This is a genomic window from Microbacterium hydrocarbonoxydans (assembly GCF_011752045.1).
Taxonomy (GTDB): domain Bacteria; phylum Actinomycetota; class Actinomycetes; order Actinomycetales; family Microbacteriaceae; genus Microbacterium.
Genome location: NZ_JAAKXW010000005.1, coordinates 507078 through 518535, shown reverse-complemented (window position 1 = coordinate 518535; position 11458 = coordinate 507078). Strand labels below are relative to the sequence as shown.

Here is an 11458-nt window from a genome sequence, read left to right as displayed (position 1 = left end):
CCTTCCACACCCAGTGGTCCGGCGACCGCACCGAGATCGAAGCCGAAGACACCCACTGACGCCTCCTGACGTGATCGGAAAGGCCCCCGGCTCATCGCCGGGGGCCTTTCCTGCTAGCGGGTGATGTCCTGCACGGCCCCTCTGTCCAGCCGCAGGCGACGGGTCGCCCGCCTGGCGACAGCCGAGTCGTGTGTGACGACGATCATCGTGATGCCCTCGGCGCAGAGCGATTCCAGCAGCGTGAGGATCTCGTCGCGCATGCTCTCGTCGAGGTTCCCGGTCGGCTCGTCTGCGAGCAGCACCCGAGGACGCTTCACCGTCGCACGCGCGATGGCGACCCGCTGCTGCTGGCCGCCGGACAGCTCCGCGGGCAGGTGATCGCCGCGATCGGCGAGCCCGACGTGTGCAAGCGCCTCGTCGACGCGCGCACGCCTCTCCTCCTTCTCGAGCTTCAGCGGTTCCAGTGCCATGTCGACGTTGTCGGCGGCGGTGAGCGTCGGGATCAGGTTGAAGCCCTGGAAGACGAAGCCGAGCTCCTCTGCCCTGATCCGCCCGAGCTCCCTGGGCGAGGCAGAGGCGAGCTCGGTGCCGGCCAGCAGAAGCGACCCCGATGTGGGCCTGTCGAGCGCGCCGAGCAGCTGCAGGAGGGTGGACTTCCCCCCTCCCGTCGGCCCCTGAATCGTGACGAACTCGCCGGGCATGATCACGAGATCGACGCCGGTGAGCGCCTTCACGACGCGTCCCTTCTGCGTGTAGGTGCGGGTGACGTCCTTCACGCGGTACAGCGGCGCGGCGGCATCCGTGTTCTCCGCGATGCGTGCGGTGTCTGCGATGGTCATGTGTGTCTCCTTCTCGTTGTGATTCCGTCAGTCGACCGAGCGCAGCGCCTCGACCGGGCTGAGCCGGGCGGCGCGCCACCCGCCGAAGGCGCCGGCGACGAGACCGGCGAGCACCGCCAGGCCGACCGCAACGGCGAGCACCCACACGGTGAGCGGCGCCTGCAGCACGATGTCGGCCGCCTGCGACGCCTGGAGCATGCCGCCTCCGCCGGTCGGGCCGCCCACGCCGTCTGGTCTGCTTTCCGCGGCACCCGCGACGGTGGGCTTGACGAGGTTCACGACGACGATGCCGGCGATGCCGAGCAGGAGTCCGGCCGCGCCTCCGATCAGTCCCTGCACCATCGACTCGCCGGCGACCTGACGGACCACGCGGCCGTTCGACCAGCCGATCGCCTTCAGGGTCCCGAACTCGCGCGTGCGGCGCGAGACTCCGGCGAGGGTGAGCAGCACCGACAGCAGCACGGCGACGGCGAGGACGATGATCGACAGCCAGCTGCCGAGGTTCGTGATCAGCGAAGTGGCGCTGGACAGCGATCCGGAGACAGTGCCGGCGAGCTCGGACTGCGAGGTCACGGTCGCGTCCGGCAGCTCCTCGGCGAGCGCCGTCTGCACGCTGTCGATGGAGGAGGCCGAGTCGGCCCGGACGTAGACGGTGGAGATGACATCCTCCACACCGGCGAGGGCCTGTGCGGTGTCCAGAGGCAGGTACACGTCGGCTGCGGTGTCGGCCGTGTCCGAGACCGAGACCAGGATGCCGACGACGTCGACCTCGGTGCCGGCGACGTCGATGACGTCGCCGACCGCGATCTCCTCGGTCGCCGCGTAGGTGCTGTCGACGAGGGCGACGGGCTCGCCGGCGTCGTCGGCGTCGAAGGCACGGCCGTCGCTCACCTCGGTGGAGGCGAGCGGACCGACCGCGTCGGCCGCCGGGTCGAGGCCGAGCACCGAGAAGGAGTCGATGCCGAACGAACCGCCGCCCGGCGGTGCCTCCCCCTCCGCCGGCATCTCCCCCTCGTCGCCCTCCTGCGAACCGAATCCGCCACGGGGGAGCTCGCCGCTGAACGTCGAGTTGGTGAGGCTGAGCGCTCCGGATGCCGCGGCGACGCCCTCGGTCGCGAGCACCGTGTCCAGCACGGAGGCGTCGAGCGTCCCGCGGCGGAATTCGGTCATCAGCGTGGACCGGCTGAGCGTGGTCGAGTCGCCGTCGGTCGTGCCGTCCTCGCTGCCGAAGTCGAAACGCTGACCGCCCGCCCCCGGTTCCGCCGCGGCGCCGGTGACGGTGAGGTCGGTGCCCACGCCGTACACGGATTCCAGCGCCTTCGCCTGCGCATCGCGCACGCCGGTCGTGAGCGCGTTGACGATGATCACAAGGGCGATCGCGATCGCCAGCCCCACCGCTACGATCGCCGTCTGCTTCTTGCGGCCGGCCAGTTCGCGCCGCAGGTATCTTCCGTACATCTCGCTCCTTCCGCCGCGGACTTCGCGGACCGGGATCGACGCTAGGAAGCCGACTTCTGCGGGATCGAGGGGTACGTGATGAGAAGCCTATGGATACGGCATCCGCTCCTCGTCCTGTGCACGCACAGCCCACGCATAGCCCATTCCATAGGAATCCCATAGGAGACTCCGCAGAATAGGGGCATGAGCACCGTGCATCCCGATCTGCGCCGTCCCGACGGCTCCCCCCTGCGCATCCTCGCCGTCGACGACGAGCAGATGCTCACCGATCTCCTCGCGATGGCCCTGCGCATGGAGGGCTGGGAGGTGCGCACCGCGTCCTCCGGCCTGGAGGCGCTGCAGGTCGCACGCGAGTTCGAGCCCGACGCCCTCGTGCTCGACATCATGATGCCCGACCTCGACGGGATGTCCGTGCTCCGGCGGCTGCGTGAGTCCGGAAGCCTGGTCCCGGTGCTCTTCCTCACGGCGAAGGATGCCGTTGGCGACCGGGTCGCCGGTCTCACGGCGGGCGGCGACGACTACGTCACGAAGCCGTTCAGCCTGGAGGAGGTCATCGCCCGGCTGCGCGCCATCATCCGCCGCACCGGTCACGCGACCGCCGATGACGCCCAGTCCATTCTCCGAGTCGCCGATCTGACCCTCAACGAGGACAGCCACGAGGTCGTCCGCGACGGCACCGAGATCGAGCTGACGGCGACGGAGTTCGAGCTGCTCCGCTACCTCATGCGCAACGAGCGCCGTGTGCTCTCGAAGGCGCAGATCCTCGATCGCGTTTGGAGCTACGACTTCGGCGGCAAGTCCTCCGTCGTCGAGCTGTACATCTCCTACCTCCGCAAGAAGATCGACGCCGGCCGCACGCCCCTGCTGCACACCGTCCGCGGCGTCGGGTACATGATCAAGGCGCCTCAGTGAGCAGCACCGCTGCGCTGCGGCGTCCGATGAGCCTGCAGACGCGGCTGATGAGCGCCGTGATCGGCTTCGTGTCGCTGATCCTCGTGATCGTCGCCGTGATCACATCGGCAACGCTGGGCAGGACGCTCGAAGGGCAGCTCGACGAGAAGCTCAGCGGGTTCGCCGGCCAGCTGACGCAATGGGTCTCGGAGCTCCCGCCGACCCACGCCACCGCCGCCGAGGCGCTCGACGGCAAGAGCGCAGATGTTCCGGGGCTGCTGTTCGCCGTCTCCGGTCAGTTCACCGGTACGAGCGGCGTCATCCTCGCCAGCGCCGACGGCGCGCTCGGCGGCGACAGTGCGCAACTGAGCGCCGCACAGCTGAGGCAGCTCAGCGAGGCCCTCCAGGACGGGCCGTTCGCGACTGTCACGCTCGAGGACATCGGCTCGTACCGCATCCTGGCCAAGACGACCGCCGACGGCGTCATCGTGGTCACGGGCCTCCCCCGCAGCGACATCCAGAACCAGCTCGCCACTCTGCTCACCGTGATCGTCCTGGCGACCATCGGCGGGCTCATCCTGCTCGCCCTCACCACGGCGATCACGATCCGGGTGAGCCTGCGTCCGCTGCGCGCCGTCGCCGCGACGGCGACCCGCGTCGCCAACCAGCCCCTCGACCGCGGTGAGGTGGAGATCACCGAGCGCGTGCCGGCATCCGAGGCCGATCCGCGCACGGAGACCGGACTCGTCGGAGCCGCGCTGAACAAGCTCCTCGACCACGTGAACAGCTCCCTCGCCTCACGGCAGAAGAACGAGGAGCGGATGCGGCGGTTCGTGGCGGACGCCAGCCACGAGCTGCGCACCCCCCTGGCATCGATCCGCGGATACTCCGAGCTCTCCCTGCGCGCCCTCAGTCAGCAGCAGGGTCCGGCCGTGATCGAGGGCACGACGACCTCGCTGGAGCGCATCCAGGCCCAATCCCTGCGGATGACGAGGCTCGTCGAGGACCTGCTCCTGCTCGCGCGACTCGACGAGGGCCGCGAACTCGTGCACGGCACCGTCGATCTCACCCGGCTCGCTCTCGAGGGACTGTCCGACGCGCGACCCACAGCCCCCGACCATCGCTGGAGCGTCGAGGTCCCTGACGAACCCGTCACCGTCGTCGGCGATGCCGGGCGGCTCCATCAGGTCGTGGCGAACCTGCTCGCGAACGCGCGCACGCACACCCCGGCCGGTACGTCCATCACGCTGCGGGTCAGCCGCGAAGGCGACGAGGCCGTGCTGCGGGTGCACGACGACGGGCCCGGGATCGACCCCGGCGTCCGCGAGGAGCTGTTCGCACGATTCGCCCGAGGGGACAGCTCGCGCACCCGCCAGACCGGCGGCACCGGGCTCGGCCTCGCCATCGCGAAGGCGATCGTCGAAGGGCACGGCGGCCACATCACCGTCGCAAGCGAACCGGGCGACACGACGTTCACGGTCCGCATCCCGCTGAACCCGGCCGCGCCGGCGTCCGTCGACTGAGCCGGAGGCGGGGCGCCGCCTCAGTACCCGGCGAAGGCGTCCGTGGTGAGTCCGTGCGCCTTCTGCAGCGCAGGAGCGAGGTCGGCGATCAGCCGCGGCGGGCCGGAGATGAAGGCGTGCCGCGACGCGATGTCGGGCACGTACTGCTCCAGCGTGCCGGCGTCGAGCCGCGCGCCCTGCGCCCAGGTCCAGTGCGAGGGCAGCGCCGCGGGCTCCTCTCGGCTGAACACGACGACGCGGGCATCGGTGGCGGCGAGCTCCTCCCTGAAGGCCAGCTCCGCCGGATCGGACACCACGTAGACGAGGACGACGTCGCGGTGCTGCCCGGCGAGCTGCAGCTGGCGCAGCTGGGACACGAACGGGGTGACCCCGATGCCGGCCGCCACCATCAGCACCGGGATGTCGCCTCGCGGCAGGAGGAAGTCTCCCCAGGTGCCGGTGACGGCCAGCGTCGCCCCCGGCTCCGCGGCCGCGAGGGCCCGCTTGTAACTGGACGGATGCTTCTGGTCGCCGTTCTTGTACGCGATGCGGAGCGTGGGGAGATCTCCGGGAGCGGAGACGATGCTGAACTCGCGGCGCGTGCCGCGCGCATCGGGCCGCCGGTGCGGCACGTCCAGCTCCAGGTACTGCCCTGGCAGGAAGGCCAGCTTCCCCTTCGCACGGAAGGTGAGCTCCTGCACCGTCGGGGTGATGAAGTCCCGGCGCTCGAGCGTGAGGCGAACGGATCCGCGCAGCGCGAAGGCGAAGGCGAGCAGGTTGCCGATGAGGAGCGCCCGCTCCTGCCCGAGCGTGAAGAGGCCGCCGATCATGATCGGCCAGCCGGCGAGCACCCCGACGAGGGCGGCGACGGAGAACTGCTGCCAGCGCCGGGGCGGCAGGGTCAGCGGCTCGGAGAGCATGAACGCCCCGAGGAAGAGGAACGGCGACTGCAGCACCGCGAAGGAGAGCGACTGGAGCACGTCGACGTCGAGGCCGTTCTGCTGGGCGAGCGCCGACTGCCTGATCACGGACACCGCGATCGCGACGACGAGGAACACCAGCACGATGCGCACCTTCTCTGTGCGCCACAGCACGATGAGACCGAGGACCGCCACCGGGATGGTCAGCATCGGCGTCCCCACCCACCAGGCCGAGAAGGTGCCGAGCCCCGCGATCGTCACGACCGCGGCGCCGAGCGCGGCGGGGTTGAGGATGTGCCGGCCGCGCCAGGCGATGACGTACTTCGACGCCGCCGCGAGCGCCCCCGCGAGTGCGAGCCCGCCGAGCTGGGCGGGTTCGAGTCCCGGCTGCAGCACGAAGAGCAGGATCAGGGAGGTCACCAGCGACGACTCGATGCGCCACGGCAGGTGCAGCAGCCGCTGGGTCACGGCGTCCACCGCGGAGATCGCCACCGCGAGCACCGCGAACGACGCGATCAGCGCGAGCGGCTGCGGTGAGATGAGGCCCGAGAACGACAGGATGAGCGCGATCACGGCGAGGGAGAGAAGCGAGAACAGCACGAGGCGGTACATCGAGATCGCGCCGAGCAGCGCGAGGACCCGCTGCCTCATGGCGGTGAATGCAGTCAACACGTCTTCTACCCTTCCGTACTTCTCAGCCCCGAGGGCCGGCCGTGAACAGTTCCCCCGGCCAGCCGGGCGAGCGCTCGGCCGTGCCGTCCGTCGTCATCCGCACCCACTCGACGCCCCAGGCCGCGGCGAGGCCAGGGCCGCCGTCGAAGAACAGCGCGGTCGCGACGGCATCCGCCCTCATCGCGTCCGGGGCGAGCGCCCACGTGGCCGCCCAGGTGCGCACCGGCAGGCCGGTGCGGGCGTCTAGCACATGGTGCAGTCCGTCTCCCCAGGCGCGGCGGTTGACGGCCGAGGCGCAGAGCGCGGCGTCCCGCAGGCTCACGATGCCGATCGCCTTCGCCGCGTCGTACGGATGCTCCAGGCCGATGCGCACGGCGCCGCCGCGCACTCTCATGTCCCCGCCCGCGTCGACGACGAGGTCACCGGGGACGTCGGCGAGCACCGCCACGACGAGGTCCACCAGCCGCCCCTTGCCCAGCGCGCCGACATCGAGGAGCACGGGAGCGGATGCGGTGACTCCGTCCGCCGTCCACCGGATGAGATCGGTCCACGCCGCGGGCGCGGCGAGGGGCTCCGCCGCGGTCAGCGAGTAGTCCGCGTCGTAGCCGAGCGCGGCGAGGCTGTCGCCGACGAGCGGGTTGACGGCGCCGGCCGTGGCCGCGGAGAGCTCCCGGTAGGCGTCGAGCATCGCGCCCGCATCCGACGCCGCCAGCCGGCCGCCCTCCCGGCAGAGACGGGCGACCTGCGAGTCGGCACGGAACCGCGACCACTCGGCGTCGAACCGCGCGATCTCGGCGGCCACGGCCGCACGGTGTCCCTCGTCGAGGGTGTGCGCCGTCTCGATCTCCCAGCGGGTGCCGATCGCGTCGAATCGCCAGACCGCCATGATGCCCGGCCCCTACGCGGCGGCCTGCTCCTTGATCGACTCGACGGCCTCGTTGAAGCCGCCGCTGGTGAGCGAGGAACCGGCGACGCGGCTGACGTCGAGATCGTCGAGCGCGACGCCGACGACCTCATCGGCGATGCCGTCGATGAACTGCCCCTGATAGTTCCGGCTCTCCGGCGCCTGCGGGTCGCCGGTGACCTCGACCTCCGTCACGACGCCGTCGGCGATCGTCAGCGTGACGGAGATCTCCTCCACCGTCTCCGGGGTCTGGTAGGCGCCGTCGGCGGTGTACGTGCCATCGGCATAGGTGCCGGACGTGGAGTCGCCGCCCGTCGACGAGTCACCCGCTCCCGAGTCGCTCGTGGTCGAATCGGCGCCGGTGTCCGCGGGGTTCTCCTCGGCGTCGGCCGCGCCCGCGCAGCCCGCCAGGACGAGGAGGCCGGCGATGCCGACGAGGGCGGAGCCCTTGCGGACGGTGGTCGGTACGGTCGTGCGGATCATGAAGGCCCTCCGGTCCTGGATCGATGTGCTCCATCGACCGTAGGCATCCGTCCTATGCACGGGCTGTGCCGTGACGATGAACCGGTCAGGCGTCGCCGCCGAACATGCTGGTGACCGAGCCGTCCTCGAAGACCTCGTGGATGGCGCGGGCGAGCAGCGGGGCGATCGGCAAGACCGTGAGGTTCTCCCAGCGGCGCGACTCCGTGAGCGGGATGGTGTCGGTGACGACCACCTCGTCGATCGAGGAGTCCTGCAGGCGCTCGGATGCCGGGTCGCTGAAGATCGCGTGCGTCGCCGCGACGATGACGCGGTGCGCCCCGTTCGCCTTGAGAGCCTGCGCGGCCTTCACGATCGTGCCGCCGGTGTCGATCATGTCGTCGACGAGGAGGCAGGTGCGGCCCTCGACGGTGCCGACGATCTCGTGCACGGAGACCTGGTTGGCGACCTTGGGGTCGCGACGCTTGTGGATGATCGCGAGCGGTGCCCCGAGGCTGTCGGACCAGGTGTCGGCCACGCGGACGCGGCCCATGTCGGGCGAGACGACCGTGAGGATCTCGCGGTCCTCCTGGCTGAGGGTGCGCTGGAAGTGGTCGAGCAGCACCGGCTTGGCGAACAGGTGGTCGACCGGGCCGTCGAAGAAGCCCTGGATCTGCGCCGCGTGCAGGTCGACGCTCATCACGCGGTCCGCGCCGGCGGTCTTCAGCAGGTCGGCCACGAGACGGGCGCTGATCGGCTCGCGTCCGCGCCCCTTCTTGTCCTGGCGGGAGTACGGGTAGTAGGGGGCGACGACGGTGATCCGCTTGGCCGACGCGCGCTTGGCCGCGTCGATCATGATGAGCGTCTCCATGAGCCACTCGTTCACCGGCTCGCCGAAGGTCTGGATGAGGAACAGGTCGCAGCCGCGGATCGAGACCTCGAAGCGCGAGTAGATCTCGCCCGAGGCGAAGGTGCGGTGCTCGGTGGGTGCGATCTCGGTGCCGAGCGCGGCGGCGACGGCCTTCGTCAGCTCGGGGTGCGAGCGCCCGCCCGCGATGACCAGCCGCTTCTTCGTCTTGGCGACGAGTCCGGGCGCGATGCCGTTGTCCCGATCCAGATCGACCGTCTTCTTCTTGCGCGCCATTGGTGCCTACTCCGCCGCTCGAGCCCGGGCTGCGGCATCCGCCGCACCCGTGCCTGCCCTGTTCTTCTCGACCCAGCCCTCGATGTTGCGCTGAGGCGCGACGCTCATGGCCAGGGAACCGGCGGGCACGTCCTTCCGGACGACGGCGCCGGCGCCTGTCTTCGCGCCTGCTCCCAGCCTAACGGGCGCGACCAGGGTCGTGTGCGATCCGGTGTGCACCTCGTCCTCGACGATCGTGCGGTGCTTGTTCACGTCGTCGTAGTTGGCCGTGATGGTGCTCGCGCCGAGGTTCACTCCGCGGCCGATCGTGGCGTCTCCGACGTACGACAGGTGCGGGACCTTGCTGCCCTCGCCGATCTCGGCGTTCTTCGTCTCCACGTACGCGCCGATCTTCCCCTTGGGGCCGAGGATCGTGCCGGGGCGGAGGAACGAGAACGGGCCGACCGTCGCCTCGGCGCCGATCACGGCGAGGGTCGCGTCGGTGCGTCGGACGATCGCGTCCTCCCCCACCTCGCAGTCGACGAGCGTGGTGTCCGGCCCGACGATCGCGCCGGCCGCGATCGTGGTCGCCCGGAGGATCTGGGTGTGCGGGAGGATCGTGACGTCCGGCGCGAGTGTGGCGTCGTCGTCGATCCAGGTGGTCGCGGGATCGATGATCGTGACGCCCTCGAGCTGCCAGCGGCGCACGATGCGCTGGTTCAGCAGGCGGCCGACCTCCGCGAGCTGGGCGCGATCGTTGACCCCGTAGGTGACCGTGACGTCGGAGACGACGGATGCCGCGACACGGCTGCCGTCCCGGCGCAGCATCCCGGGCACATCGGTCAGGTACATCTCGCCCTGCGCGTTGTCGACGCCGACGGCTGGGAGGTACTCGCGCAGGACCGCGGCGCGGAAGACGTACATGCCGGCGTTGATCTCGCGGACGGCGGCCTCCTCCACGGTGGCGTCCTTCTGCTCGACGATGCGGTCGACCCCGCCGTCCGCGTCGCGGATCACGCGACCGTATCCGGTCGGGTCGTCGACGACCGCGGTCATCAGGGTCGCGGCGGCCTCGGCGGCGCGGTGCTCGTCGAGGAACGTCCGCAGCGTGTCGGCGTCAGCCAGCGGGCAGTCGCCGGAGAGCACGAGGACATCGCCGTCGAAGTCCTCGGGGAGCTCGTCGATCGCGACCTGCACGGCGCGGCCCGTGCCGGGGACCTCGTCCTGGTCGATGAAGACGGCGGCCGGGTAGTCCTCGGCGAGTGCCGCGACGACCTGGTCGCGCTCGTGGCGGACCACGACCTCGATGTGATCGGCACCCAGCCGCGTGGCGGTGGTGAGCACGTGCCCGACCAGTGGACGGCCGCCGATCGGATGCAGCACCTTGGGCAGACGCGACTTCATGCGCGTGCCCTGGCCTGCGGCGAGGATGATGATCGCGAGATTGTTCTCAGTCATGCTCCGCCGCCAGGACTCGAACCTAGACCTCACAGCTCCAAAGGCTGTCGTGCTGCCATTACACCACGGCGGACCGCGGCGCCCAGGAGGAGGCCGCGCGTCAAGTCTGCCATGTCCGCCCGTGCGCGACCCGCGTGCGATGACGGCCGGGCCGTCACACGGAGGAAACACGTTCCTGAGATGCTGGCATCATGAGCATCGTCATCGAGCGTGTCGAGTCTGCGACCCCGGCACTGGCGGCCTTCGTCGCCGCGCATCACGCCGAGATGGAGGGGACGGCCCCGCCGGAGAGTCAGCACGCCCTGTCCTTCGACCGACTGCTGGAGCCGGGCATCCGCCTGTTCGCCGGTTACGACGACGGCCACGCCGTCGCCACCGGGGCCCTGGCCGCCGTGGAGGACGGGCACGAGGAGCTCAAGTCGATGCGCACGGCGCCGACCATGCGCGGGCGCGGCGTCGGCCGTGCGATGCTCGCCTTCCTCATCGACGACGCCGCGAACCGCGGCATCCTCCGACTCTCCCTCGAGACCGGCCGCGATTCCTTCTTCGCACCGGCCCGCGCCCTCTACGCGAGCGCCGGATTCGTCGAATGCGATGCCTTCGGGCGGTATCTTCCCGACCCGAACAGCGCCTTCATGACCCTGACGCCGGTGACCGCGACATCCGGCTCCCTCGGGGTCGACCCGGGATAATGGACGGATGAGCGAGGCGGATGAGGTCGACCGGATCGTCGGCGCGTGGAACACCCAGCGGCCCGATCTCGACTTCTCGCCCCTCGAGGTGCTGTCGCGGATGGACCGGCTGACGCGCCTCCTCGACCGCGCCCGTCGCGACGTCTTCCGTCGCAGCGACCTGGAACCGTGGGAGTGGGACGTGCTCTCCGCGCTCCGCCGCGCCGGGGCCCCGTTCCAGCTCTCCCCCAAGCAGCTGCTCCAGCAGACCCTCGTCTCCAGCGGCACGATGACGAACCGCATCGACCGTCTCGTCGGGCGCCGCTTCGTGCGCCGCGAGGCCGACCCCGACGACGGCCGCAGCGTCCTGGTGACCCTCACCGACGACGGCCGGATCCGGGTGGACGCCGCGATCACGCGCCTCGTCGACGTCGAGGCCGATCTGCTGCAGGGCCTGTCCCGCGCCGACCGGGACCGGCTCGCCGGCCTGCTGCGCAAGCTGAGCCTCAGCTTCGACGCCTGACCCGGGCCGGGCGCCAGGCCCGGGTCAGGCGCACGCCG

At 70.7% G+C, this 11458-nt stretch carries 11 protein-coding genes and 1 tRNA gene; 4 read left to right on the top strand and 8 right to left on the bottom strand.

Going from position 1 to position 11458, the window contains the following annotated elements; translation table 11 throughout:
- Positions 1-113: 113 nt before the first annotated feature.
- Together G6G98_RS16355 and G6G98_RS16350 are read right to left on the bottom strand one after the other, a co-directional pair.
- Positions 114-839, bottom strand: coding sequence for an ABC transporter ATP-binding protein (locus G6G98_RS16355; protein ID WP_243842155.1), 726 nt, complete (start codon positions 837-839; stop codon positions 114-116).
- 27 nt (positions 840-866) lie between these two features.
- Positions 867-2297, bottom strand: a complete 1431-nt coding sequence (locus tag G6G98_RS16350) for an ABC transporter permease (protein WP_067358229.1) — start codon at positions 2295-2297, stop codon at positions 867-869.
- Between the two features lie 183 nt (positions 2298-2480).
- Between G6G98_RS16350 and G6G98_RS16345 the strand changes: the two genes are divergently transcribed.
- Together G6G98_RS16345 and G6G98_RS16340 are read left to right on the top strand one after the other, a co-directional pair.
- Positions 2481-3209 carry a response regulator transcription factor gene (locus G6G98_RS16345; RefSeq protein WP_067358226.1) on the top strand — a complete coding sequence of 243 codons (729 nt, stop codon included), beginning with the start codon at positions 2481-2483 and terminating at the stop codon, positions 3207-3209.
- Between the two features lie 26 nt (positions 3210-3235).
- Positions 3236-4711 carry a sensor histidine kinase gene (locus G6G98_RS16340; RefSeq protein WP_164234536.1) on the top strand — a complete coding sequence of 492 codons (1476 nt, stop codon included), beginning with the start codon at positions 3236-3238 and terminating at the stop codon, positions 4709-4711.
- Positions 4712-4731: 20 nt separating this feature from the next.
- On the opposite strand, the gene G6G98_RS16335 is transcribed toward G6G98_RS16340, so the two are convergent.
- From G6G98_RS16335 to G6G98_RS16310, 6 genes are all read right to left on the bottom strand, one after another.
- Positions 4732-6282 carry an FAD-dependent oxidoreductase gene (locus G6G98_RS16335; protein WP_164234513.1) on the bottom strand — a complete coding sequence of 517 codons (1551 nt, stop codon included), beginning with the start codon at positions 6280-6282 and terminating at the stop codon, positions 4732-4734.
- A gap of 22 nt (positions 6283-6304) precedes the next feature.
- A complete protein-coding gene (locus G6G98_RS16330; protein ID WP_164234512.1) occupies positions 6305-7168 on the bottom strand; it encodes an FAD:protein FMN transferase in 864 nt (287 codons plus the stop codon).
- Positions 7169-7180: 12 nt separating this feature from the next.
- The gene (locus tag G6G98_RS16325; protein ID WP_067358215.1) at positions 7181-7669 is read right to left on the bottom strand and encodes an FMN-binding protein; all 489 of its coding nucleotides are present in this window, start codon (positions 7667-7669) and stop codon (positions 7181-7183) included.
- 85 nt (positions 7670-7754) lie between these two features.
- Positions 7755-8789: a ribose-phosphate diphosphokinase gene (locus G6G98_RS16320; RefSeq protein ID WP_067358211.1), complete on the bottom strand. Its 1035-nt coding sequence runs from the start codon at positions 8787-8789 to the stop codon at positions 7755-7757.
- A gap of 6 nt (positions 8790-8795) precedes the next feature.
- A complete protein-coding gene (gene glmU, locus G6G98_RS16315; protein WP_164234511.1) occupies positions 8796-10226 on the bottom strand; it encodes a bifunctional UDP-N-acetylglucosamine diphosphorylase/glucosamine-1-phosphate N-acetyltransferase GlmU in 1431 nt (476 codons plus the stop codon).
- Position 10227: 1 nt separating this feature from the next.
- Positions 10228-10299: transfer RNA gene (locus tag G6G98_RS16310), tRNA-Gln, on the bottom strand.
- A 118-nt stretch (positions 10300-10417) separates the two neighbouring features.
- Between G6G98_RS16310 and G6G98_RS16305 the strand changes: the two genes are divergently transcribed.
- Complete coding sequence (locus G6G98_RS16305) at positions 10418-10918, top strand: GNAT family N-acetyltransferase (RefSeq protein WP_208321519.1); 501 nt, start codon at positions 10418-10420, stop codon at positions 10916-10918.
- 7 nt (positions 10919-10925) lie between these two features.
- Complete coding sequence (locus G6G98_RS16300; RefSeq protein ID WP_067358198.1) at positions 10926-11420, top strand: MarR family winged helix-turn-helix transcriptional regulator; 495 nt, start codon at positions 10926-10928, stop codon at positions 11418-11420.
- Positions 11421-11458: the final 38 nt, after the last annotated feature.

Excerpts from the sequence above, each read along its gene's own strand:
- G6G98_RS16345 (WP_067358226.1), top strand. The coding sequence starts at position 2,481 with ATGAGCACCGTGCATCCCGATCTGCGCCGTCCCGACGGCTCCCCCCTG.
- G6G98_RS16305 (WP_208321519.1), top strand. The coding sequence starts at position 10,418 with ATGAGCATCGTCATCGAGCGTGTCGAGTCTGCGACCCCGGCACTGGCG.
- G6G98_RS16325 (WP_067358215.1), bottom strand. The coding sequence starts at position 7,669 with ATGATCCGCACGACCGTACCGACCACCGTCCGCAAGGGCTCCGCCCTC.
- glmU (WP_164234511.1), bottom strand. The coding sequence starts at position 10,226 with ATGACTGAGAACAATCTCGCGATCATCATCCTCGCCGCAGGCCAGGGC.
- G6G98_RS16355 (WP_243842155.1), bottom strand. The coding sequence starts at position 839 with ATGACCATCGCAGACACCGCACGCATCGCGGAGAACACGGATGCCGCC.
- G6G98_RS16320 (WP_067358211.1), bottom strand. The coding sequence starts at position 8,789 with ATGGCGCGCAAGAAGAAGACGGTCGATCTGGATCGGGACAACGGCATC.
- G6G98_RS16350 (WP_067358229.1), bottom strand. The coding sequence starts at position 2,297 with ATGTACGGAAGATACCTGCGGCGCGAACTGGCCGGCCGCAAGAAGCAG.
- G6G98_RS16330 (WP_164234512.1), bottom strand. The coding sequence starts at position 7,168 with ATGGCGGTCTGGCGATTCGACGCGATCGGCACCCGCTGGGAGATCGAG.
- G6G98_RS16300 (WP_067358198.1), top strand. The coding sequence starts at position 10,926 with ATGAGCGAGGCGGATGAGGTCGACCGGATCGTCGGCGCGTGGAACACC.
- G6G98_RS16340 (WP_164234536.1), top strand. The coding sequence starts at position 3,236 with ATGAGCCTGCAGACGCGGCTGATGAGCGCCGTGATCGGCTTCGTGTCG.